Source organism: Peribacillus sp. FSL P2-0133 (genome assembly GCF_037975445.1).
Lineage (GTDB): Bacteria > Bacillota > Bacilli > Bacillales > DSM-1321 > Peribacillus > Peribacillus simplex_E.
Map to the genome: position 1 here is coordinate 507,561 of NZ_CP150254.1, position 18,220 is coordinate 525,780.

Annotated in this window: 21 protein-coding genes; 16 read left to right on the forward strand and 5 right to left on the reverse strand. The window is 38.1% G+C overall.

Annotation, left to right across the window (positions count from 1 at the left end; genetic code table 11):
• The first annotated feature begins 43 nt into the window (after positions 1-43).
• The 10 genes from MKY17_RS02480 (at position 44) to MKY17_RS02525 (ending at position 6,642) form a co-directional block, all read left to right on the forward strand.
• Positions 44-469, forward strand: a complete 426-nt coding sequence (locus tag MKY17_RS02480) for a DUF5082 domain-containing protein (protein WP_260398000.1) — start codon at positions 44-46, stop codon at positions 467-469.
• The gene (locus MKY17_RS02485; RefSeq protein WP_101221982.1) at positions 469-759 is read left to right on the forward strand and encodes a YwqI/YxiC family protein; all 291 of its coding nucleotides are present in this window, start codon (positions 469-471) and stop codon (positions 757-759) included. Before MKY17_RS02480 ends, MKY17_RS02485 begins: the two co-directional genes overlap by 1 nt.
• Positions 756-2,648 (forward strand): T7SS effector LXG polymorphic toxin, encoded by a 1,893-nt coding sequence (locus MKY17_RS02490; protein ID WP_339201292.1) that lies wholly within the window; start codon positions 756-758, stop codon positions 2,646-2,648. Before MKY17_RS02485 ends, MKY17_RS02490 begins: the two co-directional genes overlap by 4 nt.
• Positions 2,649-2,659: 11 nt before the next feature.
• The gene (locus MKY17_RS02495; RefSeq protein WP_098370404.1) at positions 2,660-3,130 is read left to right on the forward strand and encodes a hypothetical protein; all 471 of its coding nucleotides are present in this window, start codon (positions 2,660-2,662) and stop codon (positions 3,128-3,130) included.
• 158 nt (positions 3,131-3,288) lie between these two features.
• Positions 3,289-3,531: an Imm59 family immunity protein gene (locus MKY17_RS02500; protein WP_144550364.1), complete on the forward strand. Its 243-nt coding sequence runs from the start codon at positions 3,289-3,291 to the stop codon at positions 3,529-3,531.
• Positions 3,532-3,735: 204 nt separating this feature from the next.
• Positions 3,736-3,975 carry a hypothetical protein gene (locus MKY17_RS02505; RefSeq protein WP_144550366.1) on the forward strand — a complete coding sequence of 80 codons (240 nt, stop codon included), beginning with the start codon at positions 3,736-3,738 and terminating at the stop codon, positions 3,973-3,975.
• 360 nt (positions 3,976-4,335) lie between these two features.
• Positions 4,336-5,358, forward strand: coding sequence for an ADP-ribosylglycohydrolase family protein (locus tag MKY17_RS02510; RefSeq protein ID WP_339201296.1), 1,023 nt, complete (start codon positions 4,336-4,338; stop codon positions 5,356-5,358).
• Between the two features lie 107 nt (positions 5,359-5,465).
• A complete protein-coding gene (locus MKY17_RS02515; protein WP_339201297.1) occupies positions 5,466-5,900 on the forward strand; it encodes a hypothetical protein in 435 nt (144 codons plus the stop codon).
• A gap of 55 nt (positions 5,901-5,955) precedes the next feature.
• Positions 5,956-6,231 (forward strand): hypothetical protein, encoded by a 276-nt coding sequence (locus tag MKY17_RS02520; protein ID WP_339201299.1) that lies wholly within the window; start codon positions 5,956-5,958, stop codon positions 6,229-6,231.
• Between the two features lie 24 nt (positions 6,232-6,255).
• Entirely contained in the window at positions 6,256-6,642 is a 387-nt protein-coding gene (locus tag MKY17_RS02525; RefSeq protein WP_339201301.1) for a hypothetical protein, read from the forward strand.
• Between the two features lie 133 nt (positions 6,643-6,775).
• Here the strand turns inward: MKY17_RS02525 and MKY17_RS02530 are convergent, their stop codons facing one another.
• Entirely contained in the window at positions 6,776-8,032 is a 1,257-nt protein-coding gene (locus MKY17_RS02530; protein WP_339201303.1) for a DUF445 domain-containing protein, read from the reverse strand.
• Between the two features lie 299 nt (positions 8,033-8,331).
• Complete coding sequence (locus MKY17_RS02535) at positions 8,332-9,303, reverse strand: bile acid:sodium symporter family protein (RefSeq protein WP_098370410.1); 972 nt, start codon at positions 9,301-9,303, stop codon at positions 8,332-8,334.
• Between the two features lie 398 nt (positions 9,304-9,701).
• Here MKY17_RS02535 and MKY17_RS02540 point away from each other — a divergent pair, with 398 nt between their 5' ends.
• The 4 genes from MKY17_RS02540 to MKY17_RS02555 all read left to right on the forward strand — a co-directional run bounded on the left by MKY17_RS02540 (position 9,702) and on the right by MKY17_RS02555 (position 13,635).
• Positions 9,702-10,379 carry a response regulator transcription factor gene (locus tag MKY17_RS02540; RefSeq protein ID WP_144550378.1) on the forward strand — a complete coding sequence of 226 codons (678 nt, stop codon included), beginning with the start codon at positions 9,702-9,704 and terminating at the stop codon, positions 10,377-10,379.
• Positions 10,376-11,755 (forward strand): HAMP domain-containing sensor histidine kinase, encoded by a 1,380-nt coding sequence (locus MKY17_RS02545; protein WP_339201305.1) that lies wholly within the window; start codon positions 10,376-10,378, stop codon positions 11,753-11,755. The genes MKY17_RS02540 and MKY17_RS02545 overlap by 4 nt, the downstream gene beginning before the upstream one ends.
• Before the next feature lie 99 nt (positions 11,756-11,854).
• Entirely contained in the window at positions 11,855-12,961 is a 1,107-nt protein-coding gene (locus tag MKY17_RS02550) for an ABC transporter permease (protein ID WP_098370412.1), read from the forward strand.
• Positions 12,958-13,635 carry an ABC transporter ATP-binding protein gene (locus MKY17_RS02555; RefSeq protein WP_098370413.1) on the forward strand — a complete coding sequence of 226 codons (678 nt, stop codon included), beginning with the start codon at positions 12,958-12,960 and terminating at the stop codon, positions 13,633-13,635. The genes MKY17_RS02550 and MKY17_RS02555 overlap by 4 nt, the downstream gene beginning before the upstream one ends.
• A gap of 114 nt (positions 13,636-13,749) precedes the next feature.
• Here the strand turns inward: MKY17_RS02555 and bioC are convergent, their stop codons facing one another.
• From bioC to bioF, 3 genes are read right to left on the reverse strand one after another with little or no spacing between them, the layout of a single operon-like run.
• Positions 13,750-14,613 carry a malonyl-ACP O-methyltransferase BioC gene (bioC, locus tag MKY17_RS02560; protein WP_339201307.1) on the reverse strand — a complete coding sequence of 288 codons (864 nt, stop codon included), beginning with the start codon at positions 14,611-14,613 and terminating at the stop codon, positions 13,750-13,752.
• Positions 14,606-15,352: an alpha/beta hydrolase gene (locus MKY17_RS02565; protein ID WP_098370415.1), complete on the reverse strand. Its 747-nt coding sequence runs from the start codon at positions 15,350-15,352 to the stop codon at positions 14,606-14,608. Before MKY17_RS02565 ends, bioC begins: the two co-directional genes overlap by 8 nt.
• Complete coding sequence (bioF, locus tag MKY17_RS02570; protein WP_339201308.1) at positions 15,349-16,548, reverse strand: 8-amino-7-oxononanoate synthase; 1,200 nt, start codon at positions 16,546-16,548, stop codon at positions 15,349-15,351. The genes MKY17_RS02565 and bioF overlap by 4 nt, the downstream gene beginning before the upstream one ends.
• A 470-nt stretch (positions 16,549-17,018) precedes the next feature.
• On the opposite strand from bioF, the gene MKY17_RS02575 reads away from it, so the two are divergent.
• Both MKY17_RS02575 and MKY17_RS02580 read left to right on the forward strand, forming a co-directional pair.
• Positions 17,019-17,858 carry a YitT family protein gene (locus tag MKY17_RS02575; protein WP_098370417.1) on the forward strand — a complete coding sequence of 280 codons (840 nt, stop codon included), beginning with the start codon at positions 17,019-17,021 and terminating at the stop codon, positions 17,856-17,858.
• Between the two features lie 167 nt (positions 17,859-18,025).
• Positions 18,026-18,211, forward strand: coding sequence for a hypothetical protein (locus tag MKY17_RS02580; protein ID WP_339201309.1), 186 nt, complete (start codon positions 18,026-18,028; stop codon positions 18,209-18,211).
• Positions 18,212-18,220 lie beyond the last annotated feature (9 nt).

An 18,220-nucleotide genomic window follows, 5' to 3' on the forward strand; every position in this document is an offset into this window, starting at 1 on the left:
CAGTCTACATAATGAGAATAGTATGTTTGAGGTGATTTTTTAAGTGTATGCAAATTCATTGAGTGAAATTCACTCAGCCCTCTCCAGTAAAATGTCCGATGTGAATGAAAAAATCAATCGTTTGGAGCAGGCAAAAAGACAAATCAAAGACGAACAGAATGCTTGTCTGGGGGAAATTGCTAAAATTAAAAATCCGGATTTGGCAAAAAGCTGGACGGGAAACCGTGCAGAAGACTTTCAAGATGCCCGCAGTGATGCATACAAGGCAATGTCAACGATCATTCATGATGATTATGACGACTATCAAGAGAAAATCGACGGTAAAATCATGATGCTTAATATAGAAAAAAAGGCTCTGAGTGCAGCAGGCACCATAGCACATGAAGCGGATGTTCTTTTAGGTAAAGGGGAAGCCGTCATAGATCAGTTGGAAAGTAAAATATCATATTTAAAAGGGTGGTTGTTTTAATGACGACAATCAAACTGAATCATCCTGCCGTAACGAAGCAAGTCGATCAGGTGAAGACGGCACTTGGTACAGTCACGCTTGGAAATTTGCCGGCAGGCGAGCTTGGCAACAATAAATTGGAATTCACCTCGAAATGGATCGACCGGGAAACGAACCTGGAGAAGGTCTTCGAGCAATATATCAAAATCGTCCAGAAAAATGTGGAAGATACCCGTGCCAACATTGACTTATTAAAAGAACAGGATGAAGCAATCGCCCATACGTCTTCACATGGGTATCCTACGCGATGAAAATATATGAAGCCAAGACATTAACGGCCGCAACCAAGTCGCGCGCCAAGCAATATGAAGAACTAAAGAAGGAAGTCGCAGCCCTGAAAAAGGAATTTCAGGGCATCGTCGGCTTGGACAACGAGTTTCAAGGAGCCGGTGCCGCCGCCATCAAAAGCTTCTATGAAGCGCAAATCGAGGTTGCTGACGCCTGGATGGAACTATTCACGACCCAAATCAGTTTTTTGGAAGGCATTCCGGCCAGTCTGAAAGAGGCGGACCTCTCCGGAAATACGGTGGTCGAGGTTCCCTTTTTAGATGGGGAAGTCTCGAACGGCATCAACCAAGCGAAGTCGCTTGTCGATGAACAAGCGAACGATCTCCAAAGGATCCTCGACAGCATTGACGATATCCTGTCTCTTGATATGTTCGACCAAAAGGACTTTAATGAAAAAATCACGCTGGCCGGGCATAGACTGGATGACACCGTGACAAAGGTCGAGAATGTCGACCGGCAATTGGTCGAGGAATATGATGTGTCCATCGGGCAGGAAAACGTGGCCGTTGGCCTCTTCCGCGCCTTGCTTGATGCCACCAAACAGGACGGGCACGTTTCGCCGATGACATTCAATCAATCGGCATTCAAAAATAGTGACGTCTATCAAGTGAAGGATGAAGTTGCCGGTCAGATGAAAGACTATCAGACCTTTAAAAAGCAGCAAGCAGAAGCCCGGAAAATCGAACAGGAAATGGAAGAACTCGAAAACCGCCCATGGTACGAAAAAGCCTGGGATACGACAAAAACCTTTACAGGGGAATTCACGGGATATTATGATTCTATCAGGGCCTCAACCGGAGTCGATCCAGTAACCGGCCGCAAGCTGTCCGATGCCGAACGAATCGCCGCCGGCGCCATGGCAGCCGCTGGATTCATCCCCGTCGTCGGCTGGGCCGGCCGGGCCATCAAGGGTGGCAGCGCCATCTACAAAACCGCCAAAGGACTCAACGCAGCGAACCACGCGCTCGATGCCTATAAAACGACAAAAGGCTTTAGCCTCCTCCAGAAAACCGAATACGGAATATACGGACTCCTCGCAGCCAACGGACTCGGCGAAGCAGCCACCGGCAAAGACATGTTCGGCAACCAGCTAACTGAGGAACAGCGCCAGAACGGCCTGCTGATGGCACTTGGAATCGGCGGTGTGGCAGGTGCGGCTAAGTATGTGGATCACAAGTTTAAATTGAAGAATAGTTTATCCACCACAAAAGTAATTTCAAAAACAAGTGATGGGATAAAAAAGGTAGTGAATGAAAATGGTTATGAAGTTGATGATTTTATAAAGTTATTACATCCTGATAAAGTATTAAATTTAACAGAAAAAGATATTGTAGCTTCAATTAGGAATCAAATAGGCATCCCATCTATAGGGACAATAATGGCTAAAACTATTCCACAAAGAGATATTTATAAATATTTATATGATCCTGATTATAATGGTGTTAGAGGCTTTACTGCAGTTAAAGATGATTCTATAAAATTAAAGACTTTACATGATCATTATGAAGGAGCAAGATTGGATTATAACAATACAGCCTATAAAGTTACAAATGGTGTCGATGGAATTTCCCAATCTATTGGAGGACCCGATAGATATTATGGTGTGTTTGAATACCGGTTAAATGACCCAAGTAAAGTTTCAATCCCGAATTGGGATCCAACTCCTGAATCATATCCATATACAGGTAGAGGGTTTACTGGTAGCAAAGAAGTTGTATTACCAGAATATTATCATACACCTAGACAATTTGAAGATGGTGATATACTTGATATTAAGGATGCAACTACTGGTGAAAAACATATGAGTTTTATATATGATGGAGATATTATGGAATGGATACCTAGAAAATGAGGTGAATAAATTTGAAATATGCAACATATAATCAAAAGGATTATCACTTGAATATTCGAAATGACATGTTAAGGCTGAGAAGTAATACACCAGATCCAGGATTTCAAGAACTTATTGATTTAGCAGGGAATAAACATCCTCATCTATATATCAAGGTGGTGGCTATAGAAGAAGTGAATTTTGCTTATGAGCTAGATTTTTTAGTGACTTATAAGGGGAAAGAGTTTGGCCCTTATTCATTAGGCAGGCATATCTTGGATGAAAATGAGATTTCATTATTTAGTATGGATAGTAATGATGTAGAATGCTTTGGATTCGAAAAGCAAGAGCAATTTGTATTTAAAAAGGACGTGCCTCTTGACGACATAGAAATGATTATTGAGGTGAAAAAACCAATATTAATATTTGAAGATTTACCTGAAAGTAGGAAGGTTATACCAAGGGGAGAAATTAGAGACTATATAATGAAGCTGGATAATTAATTATGCGCTTTGGGGCTGGAAATTATTTATTCATTGTAGTAAGCGAATATAAAGACTGAGCTACTTAAGAAGACCTTAACAAATTTTTGTTAAGGTCTTCTAATATTATGGGAGAATGGTTTATTCTATATTTCTTGAAATTAAAGGAGAATAAACAAATGAAACAATTGGAAGCAAAAGAAATAATCGAGCAAGAGAAATTAAAACGTTACAATTGGTTTAATGAACATCCACAAAGAGAAAATGAGGTAGGAATTACAGTTGATGGTGATCAATGGGCAGTTTATGTAACTGATGAAAGGGCTAGCGTGGTTACAGGTTCTATTACTAAATTTAATAATGAAAGTGATGCTTTAGACAACTTTATAAAAAGATTAAGAACAGAAAAATTATCGTTTTAGTCTCCAAGAATAGGTAATGAAGCGTTTAAGATGAGGTTACTTAGTGCCGATTATAACCATCTTTCAAACCTAAAACACCAACCTAAGTAACTCGTATAGAAGTTTTTTCAATTGTTTTACCGCACCTTCAAATGCTTGAAATTTTTTAACCTGAATAATAATAATGGTCAAGATGCGGAATTTGTCCAATGGGGTAGTGGTAAAATGACACGAAATGAATATGAAAATAAGATAAAAGAGTTAGGTATAGATTTACAAGAACTCAATATTGTTATTGGAAGAAAAACTAATGTACCAATTTCAACAGGTTGTTATTTTAAAGATGGAAATTGGATATTGTTTAATGTGGATGAAGGACAAAATTTTTCAATTATTGAAAAGGGCAACGAGGATCGAATTTTCAAATTTATATATATGATAACGATGGGGAAAATAGGAAAGTAGAATTATTGGAGATAATCCAATTGATTTGAAAACCAGACTACTCATCCAAAGCACTAAATCCATTGCATGCCGTAGTAACATAGTTAAGGTTTCGAAAATGAAAACTGTATTTTGCTAGAATAAAATGAAACCTTGAGTGGCTAAAGCCATTCAAGGTTTTTTAATGAAATTGACAGTGTGAATTTTTGTATGAGAAATATAAGCAAGTAATTTGAAATACTTTATAATTTTCCCTCTGTAATTAAATGGAAAAAATATTATAGTGGTTGTAGTATAGTTGTTAGTATAGAAGCACATTTAATTAAGCAAGGAGTACTGAAGGTGACAAAATAGTACTTAAACAAAAAGTAGGTGTAAGGAATGACAGGCAGAAGAATGGTAGACAGATGGGAAGACGATAGTAAAAATTTTTTGAGATTTAATCTAAAACAAAGAATGTTACCAAGTCTGTATGGCGGTATTATTGGAGACATGCTTGGTGTCCCGGTTGAATTTAAAAAAAGAGGGACTTTTACTATTAATGATATAACGGGATATGGAACCTATAATCAGCCGCCAGGCACTTGGTCGGATGATACTTCACTAACTTTATGTTTAATTGAAAACTTAATTGAAAAAAGCGATTCCGCGGAGCTAATGCAAAAATTCGTTCAGTATATGGAATCTGGCTATTGGACACCACATCATGAAATGTTTGATATTGGCAGAACGACCAGTGAAGCCATAACCAAGTTTAAAAGTGGAACGCCAGCAAAAGAATGTGGCGGAGATGCAATGTTTGATAATGGGAATGGGGCGTTGATGAGGATCGCTCCAGTGGCATTTATCCTTTTTAATAGCTTTAATTTCATTGAAAAAACCCAAACCATTAAAAAATATACGGAAGTTACCCATGCACATCCGCGTTCTGTAGTAGGTTCCATTATTTATGTCGAGTTTTTACTTAGACTTTATTATAATAATTCTCCTGAAGTTTCAAAAAGGGAAATAAAAGAACTTTTTGATGAGAATTTTGATAAAGATCATATATACCAAAAAGAGCTGCAATCCTATTCAAGAATTTTTGAGGAAGATTTCTTTTCATTACCACAAGAAGAAATTCAGTCAGATGGTTATGTGGTTCATACGTTAGAAGCAGCCATTTGGTGCTTAGGAAATTCAGATTCATTTAGCGAAGCCGTTTTAAAAGCAGTGAATCTAGGGGATGATACGGATACAGTAGGTGCCATTACAGGAACAATGGCAGGTATGTACTATAAAATGGACGACATTCCTAAAGAATGGCTTGAGAAAATCACAAGAAAAGAAGATATCGATGAATTAATCAAGCAATTCCATAGTTTTTGTGCAGATAAAGCAATTAAAGAAGAGTATGGGGATTGATGTAAATCCCTCATATGAACATAAAAAAACCCTTATAAAAGTCCTTTATAGGGTTTTTTTATGTCCAGAGTCCATTTTATGCTATGTTAAACGGGAAGCGAAGCAGTTTGAATTTAGGTGATGGAGAATTAAATAATGGAGTGAGTGGAAAAATGATTAGAAAAGGTGAGTATACTATCTTTAATGGGAAAGAGTATAGATTCATAGAATCGGATACAGTGGGAGCTATTGAATTAATAACCAATGATAAAAAAGATATGGGCAATGGCTTTACTTATTATAAAAATAATATTTACACGAAAATAGTACGCGTAAATGAAGTTAAAGAATTATATTCTATTAATCCCTATGCTGTATATAAGGGAGAGCTGTTTCCAGCATCAGAAGAAAGAACAACTGGTAAAGTATTGTTGGTTACAACAAACACTGAACTTGCTAAACAGATGGGTTTTGAACGTACAGATAAATATATGTACTCCAAATCTGTGGAATGGGATGAAGTGGAGATAATCGAGAAGAGGAAGCCCTATTCAATAGATTAAATTTTCTCGTTTCAAATGCGATTTATAATTATTGCACTATATATAGGAGAATAAAATGGATATTAAGATGCAGTTAATCAATCAAATAAAAGTTGTAATAAATAATCTTGAAAATGATTATTATAATGAAATTACTAGCGGCGTTTTACAACTTATATATATAAGATATAAGAATGCATTGAAAGCATTGGAGAATAATAATGATATAAGAGAATTAAATATAATTGGTGGCAAAAGGGCTTATATGGATAGTTATAGTGACTATCAAAATCCATTATTAGAAGAATTACATAAAGCTGAAAAATTACATAAAGAATTATTGAATACTTGATAAAGTTTGAAAATGGAGGAACCTATGATAAGAAAAGGAAAGTATGCAATGCATAATGGTAGCGAGTATAATTTTAATCTACTGGAAGATAAGTCTATAAGATTAATAAGTCATAAACAGGCTGATCTATCTCAAGGTTTCAAACATTTAGATGAAAATATCTATATCAAAAATGTTTCTGTAGAAGAGGTAGAAAATTTATTTAAGATAAATACAAAGGCAAAATATAAGGGAGAGTTGTTTCCAGCATCAGAAGAAAGAAATACCGGAAAAGTATTGTTGGATACAACAAACACTGAACTTGCCAAAAAGATGGGGTTTGAACGAACAGATAAATATATGTACTCCAAATCTGTGGAACGGGATGAAGTGGAGATAATCGAGGAGAGGAAACCATATTCATTAGATTAATTTCCCCGTTAAAAAGCCCTTGAGATTAAGGGCTTTTTTATGAGGGGGTATCAAACTAAAGGCAACGAATTAGCCCCAGTTGATTTAGTAATGACAGTATTCTTCCGTTACAATATCGGCGAAGGTTCCTGAATTATAACAGCTTAAGTAGAGCCTGTGCACCTGTTAAGATAAGCCCTATTATAAAACCACAGACCGCTCCGTTCACACGAATCCATTGTAAATCTTTTCCTACACCATTTTCCATCATATCAATCAGTGTTTCATTGTCTAGCTTATCTAAATTTTCCTGTACAAGATTACCGATCTGCGTATGATTTTTTTCAATGAGAACAGTAATTTGTTTCTGTATCCAATTATCGATGTGCGTGCTATTCTCTTTTATGTTGTCCAGTACGTGCTGAATCATTGGAGTCAGGTAAGTATCCATGAAATGTTCATCTTCTACGAAATCTAACGCATCTTGTTGAATTTGTTGTAGAGATCCCATAATTGTTGCTTCTGGTTCCCATTTTGTCAGAAGTTGATTTTTCCATTTTTCAACTCCTTCTAACAGTTCCCGGTTATGGTTAATGCCTTGTATCTCTTTACGGATATATAAGATTAAAGCCTCTCTATTCGGTTCTTTCTCGTTTTGTAAATTATTTACGACACTTAATAAAAGGTTTTGTATGATATTCCCAAGTTTCTCTTCGTTAAGTAGACTTTGAATGGATTTAACGGCAAACTGAAGCATACCTTCCAGTTCAATCTTGCTGAGTACATCCATGGAAACAGTGCCAAGTCGCTGGCTAGTTTGTTTTTTTCTTAACCAATCTTCCGCTTTTTTCAAAACATGATCCAGAGCCTTCTTATCGAATTGTTCGTTAAGTAACTGTGAACTTACTAAATGAAGAATCTTGCCCATGTCTATGTTAGAAAGTGATGCTTCAATTTTTTTTGCAACGAAAGGTGTAATCTTTTCTATATCTATATAACAAATCAATTGCTTGATGAGTTTAATCAGGACTTTTCTAAAAGTATCACTTTGTACCTCTTTTACTAAAATGGGGATCAATTTTTCTGTAAAAGGAATATGTTTTACTTTGTCTTGAATACTTTCCTTAGAAAGCCAGTCATTTTTTAGCATCGAAACAAGTGCATCTGTCATTCTTTTACGATTGTTGGGCAAAAGCGCTGTATGGGGGATCGGTAATCCGAGCGGGTGCCGGAATAATGCAGTGACTGCAAACCAATCGGCTAGACCACCAACTAATCCTGCCTCAAACCCTCCATGTAATAAATCCAGCGGCAACGTACCTTGAAATGGAGTGGTTGCAATATAACCCGCTCCCATGATCATTAGTGAATATTTAGCAATTTTTCTTGACGATTTTATTTTTGGTGACATTATATTCCTCATCCTTAAAATGATATCAATTACTATAACCCGAATCATTAGCAAATTTTATAACTTACTTTTATCTAGTAGTATAGCAGGTAGTTCAAAAAAATACTCCCAACAAGGGCAGTCAGTTCATCTATCGGGGAATGGGAAAATCGCCTATTAAGTATGAAAGCTTAAAATATGCAATATGAATCGAACCCACAATCATTGATATTTTCCTTTGAATTTCAAAGATGAGGATGGTTGATTCACAATAAAAAAAGCCGATTATTCAATCGGCTTTTTTTATTCATCCAACGATATTATGATACGTCTGTTTTTATCGAATTATTTGTCCCTGTATTTTTTTTATCTTTCATGCGACTGAAAATAAAGGCTAGAACGGAACCTGATATATTATGCCAAACACTGAAAATGGCACTAGGTACAGCGGCCAAAGGCGAGAAGTGGGCTGTTGCTATAGCTACACCTAAACCAGAGTTCTGCATACCAACCTCCATTGCGACAGCTTTCTGTTTCGCTAAATCCATCCCGCATAAACGAGCAAAGAAAAAGCCGAGAAGAAAACCAAGAACATTATGAAGAACGACGACTGCAAAAATGAGCAAACCTGTTTTAGCCAGCTGTGCTTGGCTGCCTGCCACTACGGCAGATACGATCAGAACGATAGAAATGACAGATACTAGAGGCAGAGCCTTTGCCCCAGCTTCTGCCTGTTTACCGAAAAACTTTTTAACAATGAATCCAAGCATCAGTGGGATGATCACCACTTGAATGATGGAAATGAATAATGATCCAATACTGATATCAACCCATTTACTTGCAAAGAGCAAAATAAGCAGGGGAGTTACGATAGGCGCTAGAATAGTGGAAACAGAAGCAATGGCAACTGCAAGCGCAACGTTTCCTCTCGCAAGAAACACCATGACATTGGAAGCTGTTCCACTAGGGCAGCATCCTACCAAAATAACCCCAACAGCCACTTCTTTGGGCAAATCAAACCCTAATGCTAATACAAATGCCAATAATGGCATAATGATAAAATGTCCTGCTACTCCTAGTGCCACTTCTTTCGGACGTCGGAAAACTTCTTTAAAATCCGCTGTTGATAATGTAAGTCCCATGCCAAACATGACAATTCCTAATAATGGGACAATATAGGCTCCAATCCATATAAATTTATTAGGTAAGATATACGCAATAACTGCAAATATAATGACCCATAAGGTAAACGTTTTACCAGCAAATCCGCTGATTTTCTCTACTACTCCCATAGTGACCCTCCTAGATGTTTTAAAATAAAACAATTATAGTTTATATTCAGAATATTTTAAACCTTTTTTTAAAAAAATCATTACATTTTTAAACAGCCTTTTGGGTATTTTCATTATGGACAGTCATATTGAAAACGATGATTTTTGGAACTATAATTCTCTTCCGCTGAACTAGTGTGAATATGGATTTACTCTAGGAAAAAAGCGGACAGGGTTTTTAGAGATTCTATTCGCTTTTTTACTTTATCTTTTAATAAAAAATAAGAGGGTGCTGTATATTAGTGGCAAACTAGTTTATAAGGAACTGGAGATTGAATTAGTATTTGTTGTTTTACAGGATAAATTATTGCTATTGTAAGTTTAGCTAGGGCTATAAAAGAAGTGGAGATGTGGTTTCTTTGATACATATATTAATTGCGGATGATGATCGGCATATTCGGGAGTTGCTTAAATTTCACTTGGAAAAGGAAGGGTATATGGTATTCGAAGCGAAGGACGGGAATGAAGCTTCCTTGCTACTGGAGAAGGAACGGATCCATCTGGCTGTTGTCGATATTATGATGCCTTTTAAAAACGGACTGGATCTTTGTAAGGAAATCCGGGATCAATATGATCTGCCTGTCATTTTATTGACAGCTAAAGATCAACTTATCGATAAGGAAAAGGGGTACTTTGCGGGTACGGATGATTACCTAGTAAAGCCGTTTGAGCCAAGGGAACTTCTATTTCGGATAAAAGCGCTATTGCGAAGGTACCGTATGGTGAATTCTGAGTCCATCTCATTGAATCAAACTGTGATTGACCGTAAAAGTTACGAAGTGCGAATAATGGGGAATACGCTGCTCCTGCCGCTTAAGGAATTTGAGCTGCTGGCTCAGCTGGGGAGTTTTCCTGATCAGGTCTTTACGCGTGAACAGCTTATTGAACTGGTATGGGGTGCTGATTTTGAAGGGGATGATCGGACGGTTGATGTCCATATTAAACGGTTAAGGGAACGTTTTGCCGGGCGGACCGATGATTTTGTTATAACGACTGTCCGTGGCTTAGGTTATAAACTGGAGGTCAATAAGAAGTGAAAACACTTTATTTCAGGATTGTTATTCAAACCATTTTGATCATGGTGCTTGCTAGTGTCATCGCTTTTTTAATTTCCAATGTCTATTATCATAAGGTTCAGAAACCACACAATGGCGAGAAGATAAGCAAAGTTGCTGGTGAAATCGTCTCTTTATATGAAGAAAATCCAGGTCAGGATATTGATGCGTATTTAAATCATATAGCAGGATTGCACTATCAAATGTATTTATTTAATGAGCAGGGTGAAGGGACTTTATATGGGGAGCCGTTTCGGGAAACGAGTTTGGATTCAGACACGATTTCAGGAGTTTTGAACGGGAAAACCTATCAAGGGATAGCCAATTATAATAATGGGTTATTTATTACCGGATTTTTTGAAGATGTATTAGTTAATAGCATCGGGGTCCCAATTAAAGTGGATGGCGAGAAATATGCATTGTTTGTAAGGCCGAATATAGAACTGCAGTTTGGAGAGTTCCGCTTTTACCTTTCTGTTTTGCTCGTACTTACGCTCCTGCTCAGTTTTTTATTTGTTATTATTAACACGCGTTTCATTGTAAAGCCAATTACGAAATTAACAGAAGCCACAAAAAGAATTGCTGATGGGGATTATAGTAGTGAATTGAATGTTACCCGCAGTGATGAAATTGGGGATTTGGCTCAACATTTCTCGAAAATGACTCAAAGCATACAGCGGTTAGATGATATGAGACAGGAATTCGTTTCAAATGTTTCTCATGAAATTCAATCTCCGCTAGCATCCATCCAAGGTTTTTCCCAAACGCTCCAATCGGAAGAATTAACAAAAGAACAAAGAGATCAGTACTTGTCCATTATTGAAAAAGAAAGCAGGCGCATGTCGTTGTTAAGCAAACAGCTGCTCATGCTTGCCTCGTTGGATAAAGTAGATGATCCGCTGCAACGGTTCCAATTCGATTTAGCGCAACAAATACGGCAAGTGTTGTTCATGCTGGAATGGAATTGGCGGGAAAAAAATATGGTGATCGAAATGGATTTGCCTTCAACCGTCATTTCTGCTGATGAGAAACTTTTAAATCAAGTATGGACGAATTTGATAACCAATAGCATTAAATACTCGGAAAGCGGCAGTTCAATCAATATTCGGATTAAAAAAATAGGCAGTGCTGTTGAAGTGATGATCGCGGATACGGGCATGGGAATTCCAGAAGAAGACCTCCCTTATATCTTTGATCGGTTTTATAAAGTCGACAAAGTGAGGAACAGGAGTGAAACAGGCAGCGGATTAGGACTTTCGATTACGAAGAAGACGGTTGAACTTCATGGGGGAACGATCGAAGTTCAAAGCGAACTCGGTAAAGGGACCACTTTTTATATACGGCTGCCCCTTATGTAATCAGTTGTTCATCTTCCATTCATATTGATTGTTTACAATCGGGTCATACCGAATCAAGTAGGACTTGATCGGCAAACAAAAGGAATGGGAGATGAAATGATGTTTTTGGCAATACGTGAACTAAAGCATTCAAAGTTACGTTATCTGCTGATTGGACTGATCATGGTATTGGTCGCTTTGCTTGTCTTTATCATTTCAGGATTAGCTAATGGACTTTCTTCGGATAATGCTTCATCCATACAAAACATGAAGGCCGACTATTTCGTAATGGAGCATGACTCCAAAAATAAATTTAACCGATCGATCATATCCATGGAGAAGCTGGATGAAATCCGGGCTTCGGCGGATGTTAAAGCAGCCGAAAGTTTAGGGCAAATGATGATCACATTGAATAAAATCGGCTCATCGGAAAAAACGGATGTTACCATTTTTGCGACCGATGCCAGTGGTATTTTAGCACCGAAGGTCATTGAAGGAACGAACTATGACAATGAGAAACAAGGTGAAGTCGTAGCAGATCGTTCTTTAAAAGAAGTGGGTTATAAATTGGGTGATTCACTTAAAGATGACCTATCAGGTAAGGTTTTCACCATTGTTGGATTTACTGAAAAGCAGTCTTACAGCCACTCACCGGTAGTTTACATGAATGTTAAGGGGTGGCAGGAGATTAATCCTGCATTGAAAAATCAAGAGAAAGATTCAATCAGCACCATAGCCTTGCAAATGGATTCGAAGGCAGAAGAAAATGTACGTGAATCATTGCCTGAAGGACTAACGCTCATTTCGAAAGAAGAATCACTTCAGAGTATACCAGGCTACAAAGAGGAACAGGGTACGTTGACGATGATGATTGCCTTCTTGTTTGTCATCGCAGCTTTCGTTTTGGCTGTATTCTTTTATGTGATTACCTTGCAGAAGACGAATCAATTTGGAGTCCTTAAAGCACTCGGGGCCAATACGGGCTACCTGGCAAAAAGTATCGTTGGTCAAGTAATGCTGCTTGCCGTGACATGCATAGCCATCAGTGTTGCCCTGACATATGGCGTCACGTTAATCATGCCAGAAGGAATGCCATTTGAATTGAGTGCCGATTTGGTCATTAAATATTCTGTGTTACTTTTGGTTGTATCCGTATTGGGTTCGCTGCTATCACTATACCGAGTAGCGAAGATAGATGCGATCGAAGCAATTGGGAGGGTATCATGATGGGGGATAAACTATTATTTGAAAACGTCAGTAAGATTTATGGGGAAGGCGATAATAAGGTGACAGCCCTTGATAATATTTCCCTGAGTGTGAGAGCGGGGGAGTTCGTCGCCATCGTGGGTCCTTCAGGTTCAGGAAAAAGTACTTTTCTTTCGATAGCAGGTGCATTACTATCTCCGAGCAAAGGTCGCTTACTGCTGAATGATGAGGATATTACAACTCTATCCCCAAAGGAATTGACTAGAGTTCGCCTTGAAAAGATCGGGTTTGTATTCCAATCATCGAATCTTGTGCCATATCTCACCGTAAGGGATCAGCTTCTGCTACTTTCTGAACTGATTGGCAAGCGGGATAAAAAAACCATGAAAAAAGCGGACGAATTGATTAGCCACCTTGGACTTGGACATCGGGCAGATCACTTGCCGGATGCACTGTCGGGCGGTGAGCGGCAGCGTGTAGCCATCGCCCGTTCGCTGATGAATGATCCAGAAATCATTTTAGCGGATGAACCAACCGCAAGTCTTGATTCCAAAAGAGGCAGGGATGTTGTTGAAATGCTTGCACATGAGGTGAAGTCAAGAAATAAAGCGGCCATCATGGTAACGCACGATGAAAGAATGTTAGATTTATGTGATCGAGTGGTCAATATTACGGATGGCAAGGTTTTTGGATGAAGTTATAAAACACAATCTCATGAGTTGATCATTAAATGGTCGCCGCCTTTCCAAAGGAATTAGGAGAGGCGGCAGAAATAGCTAGAATTGGAACCTGGTCAATCAGGCCTGCAATTATGTATAGTATTTTGCTTGTATCCCAGAGTTATCTTCGTATTGATCATATTTTTTTATCTTAAAGAACAAACAGTGATAGGTTGCTTTCACACCTAATTCATTTCGATATTCTTTGTCATATATGTTGATTAACTCTCGAAAAAAGGAAGGGCGCTGGCAGTAGTTTTCTTTGTTGCTGTTAGCCGCACCAATCTTTTTAATTGAAGTGAAGAATTCACGTACTGTCTGAAAGTACTCCAGTTCAAGCTTTTCCATTTTTGTTATCTCGATTGGAACTGCTGATGAAAAAGAGATTGCTTCTTCACAAACTTTGGATAATTCTTCTAGAGAATAAAACATTTGACCTGGTGAACTATCAATGGCTAGCTGAAGCTTGTCCTTCGCCTGTTCATATGACAAATGAAGCTCTTGAAAGGTATCTATTCCGAACGTTGAAAATATTAGGCTTCCTTCAGCCGTTAATCGTGTAAACAGTTTTTCAAGGGTTGCAGGAAGATCATTCAGCCATTGAAACGTTGCATTGGAAATAATCAAGTCGTAATTTTCATTAAGCGCCATTTCTTCGATATCAGTACATAAAAATGTAACACGTTCTTCATCTGTCATTCCTTTTGCCAATTCGATCATTCCTGGTGCCAAATCAACAGCCGTAATAGCGGCATTAGGGAATGTTTTGACGAGTAACCTGGTTAAGTAACCAGTGCCGCAGCCAATTTCAAGAATATTGATTACATGGTTGGTGTTTATTTTAGGAAGCAAATCCACTAATTGTTTTGCCATGTTTTTTTGAACATTGGCATACGCATCATATGTTTTCGCATGTTCACTGAACCGCTTACTTAACAATCGTTTATCAATCATGAATGTACTCCTTTTGAATAAATGTTTTTATATGCTGCATACATTCCTGTGGTCTTGTGAAAAACGGAGTATGGCCAGCGCCTTCGATAATATGAAACTCGGCTTTCCCACCCAGGTTTTCTTTTATGAAAGATGAGGCTTCGAGTGGACAAATGTTGTCTTCCCTCCCATGAAGCAATATAAATGGGGCTTCAATCCGGTCGAGTCTTGCTCTAGCATCTTTATGAAGTAAATAATCCAAGCCAATAAGAAGCGAAAACACATCATCTCCATGAAACTCGCTTTGAATTGTCTTGATGAATTGATGATATAAACCTTCTTCTTTTTCGGCCTCGGAAAACATCGCTTCATAGAAAGAAGCCAAAGTCTTCTCTTTATTGCGCTGTAGTTGTTTCTTCATGCGCTCGACCATTCGTGGATCCCAGCCAAATGAATAGTTCTCTCCTGTTATAAACCGACTTGTTGCACCAAAAAGGATAAAACCTTTTATTTTTTCTCGATACGAACTTGCAAGTTCAAGTGATACTAGTGATCCTAATGACCAGCTCAGTATATAAACTGGACCATCGATGGAAGCGATTTTGTCTATGACTCTTTCTTCAAATTCATTTAGTGTTTTCATATCTCTCCATTCTATAAATGAAAGGTGAAATACATCTGACAGCGGTTTGATTAACGGTTCAAACGCACCTTTTTCCATTCCCCAGCCAGGAAGCATGACTAAATTCGGCTGTTTCATTCAATAACACCCATTTCTTTTCCAATGATTGAAATCTTTTCAACTGCCCAATCAAGATCTTTTTTATCGTGGAGAGCTGTTACGGTAAACCGGATTCTTGCCTCATTTTCAGGAACGGTCGGCGGCCTGACAGCAATAGCTGCAATTCCTTCTTTCTGCAAACGTGCGGCAAATTCCATCGCTTTTTCGTTTTCCCCGATGACGATAGGAACAATTTGTGATCGACTTCCGCAAATATTAAACCCGTTATATGTGAGTTCTTCTCTAAAGTGTTCTGAATGTGTTTGGAGCAGTGAGCGGCGTTCTGGTTCTTGCTGTACAAGTTCAATCGCTGTTGTTATGGCACCGAGAATGGCCGGGGGAAGTGCAGTTGAATAAATGAATCCGCGCATGCGATTTTTTAAATAGTCGATTAGCCATTTTTTTCCGACGACATAGGCACCGAATGAACCGAGCGCTTTACTGAATGTTCCCATTTGGATATCTATTTTATTTTGAAGTTGGAGATGACCGGCATAACCTTCACCGTTTTTACCGTAAATGCCGCTTCCATGTGCTTCATCTGTCATTAACAGTGCGTTATAACGTTCCTTTAACCGTACGAGGTCTTCGAGATAAGCAAAGTCACCGTCCATGCTGAAGACTGTATCCGTCACGATTAATTTACGTGCTTCAATTGGTGCTTTTTTTAAAAATGCCTCTAAATGATCTAAATCATTATGACGATAGCGTATATGCTTTGCACGGCTTAAAAGAGCTCCATCGACAATGCTTGCATGATTCAATTTATCGCTATAAATAATATCGTTTCGGGACAGCAGGGTGGATATAATACCAAGGTTCGCGTTATATCCACTGTTGATAATAAGTCCTGCCTCGGCTTTCTTCCAATCGACAAGAGCTTGTTCCGCTTGCTCGTAAAGGGGATGATTGCCAATAATTAAACGTGAAGCTGTTGCTCCTGCACCATATGTATGTATTGCATCCACCATCACCTTTTTCAGCCGCTCATCCCCTGCATAACCTAAATAGTTATTAGAAGCTAGATTTAGCATCCTGCACCCATTGATCATAAGCCATGGCTGGTCGGCGAATGCCGTCGATACAAGTTCACGTTTTTGCGATATCTCTTCTAAATAAGCCAGTTCTTTCTTTATTTTTTCTTCCCAACAAGGTAATTGTTTTTCACTGTGCATGCCCATTCTCCTTTTTATATGTTAACTAAAACAAATATAAGTTAACATATAAAATATTCTAATCATGACTCAATGAAACTGTCAAGCTTTGAAAAGGGACTGATAATAAATTAATAATCCAATCTGGGAGTAATTAAAGGTCAAAAAAATTCACTTATCAAAAGCGTGCTGATTGGTTTTTTGAACCAAGTCGAGGAACATGAAACTAACATAAAAATAAGTTTAAGGAGAAGGAGGCTAATGATGTTTGATTGGGCAGCTGCTTTGTTAAGCTAATGTATAAAAGAGCTTAGTGAAAATTAGTGCCTTTGTATGTATTAAGCCCGTTCATTGAAGATAATCTAACTTCCAAGGTAGTCTTTTTGTTAAACCTTCAAATCTTTGAAGGATTAAATGGAATTCCATGTTACTATAGAGCAGTGAAATTACCGAATTCACATTAACCATTACATAAAGGAAGGGTAATAAATATGAAAAAGATTTCTTTAGATGTTTTCTTTATATTAATAGGAGCTTTTATTTTCGCTTTGGCAATAAATCTTTTCGTCATTCCCAATGAACTTGGTGAGGGGGGAGTCACGGGGATAACCATCATTTTATTTTATCTTTTTGAATGGTCACCAGGGCTGTTAAGTTTGATCATTAACGCTTTCCTGCTCATCGTCGGTTATAAATATTTGTCGAAAATGACAACGGTATATACAATCATAGCCGTTGCATTTAATTCACTTTTCCTTCATTTAACCGAAAGTTGGACGATATCTTCAGATGAATTGGTCATCAATGCGATATTTGGCGGGGTTTTTGCCGGTGCAGGAATTGGCATGATCATACGTGTTGGAGGCACTACTGCCGGTACGACGATACTGGCCCGGATTACGAATAAGTATTTGGGATGGAGCTTAAGCTATGGACTTCTGTTTTTCGATTTAATCGTTGCGTTCTCATCTTATTTCATTATTGGTGCAGAAGGCCTGATGCTCACTATCCTTATGCTTTATATTGGAACAAAAACGATGGAATTCATCATTGAGGGATTGAACCCGAAAAAAGCGATTACCATCATTTCAAATGAAGCGGACCAGATTGCAAAACAAGTAACCGAATTGATGGACCGGGGGGTCACTGTTTTTAGCGGTCATGGATACTATACAAAAGCATCCAAGGATATTTTATATATCGTTATAAGTAAGCAAGAGGTACTAAAGTTAAAGAGAATAGTGAAGGCGACGGATAGCAATGCTTTTATAGCCATACATGATGTTAGGGACGTATTTGGTGAAGGATTCCTGGATATCTCGAAGTCCTGATGCGAATTATCGCGAGGCATATATGGTATATGCGAATGAAAAGGCCTATTAGGCTTTTTTATTTTGCATTGCAAAAAATCTGTAAATTCCTAATATTTTGTTATATTATGTAAGTAAGAAAACACACAACCTGAGGAGTGCAGCCATTAAATGTGGAGGTGTCCAAGATGATCCTTTTAAAAGTGGATGACAGAAAGTTCGGGAAAAGCAATATCAAGTACAGTGTCGTTGATAAGAAAACGAATGAATTGATCATTAGCGGTGTGTTTAAAGAATTTGGACAAGCAAGCGATAAATATTATGAATTGAAGGATGAATACGGTTCATCCAATGTGAAGATGATATTGAAGTGATAAGAGGGG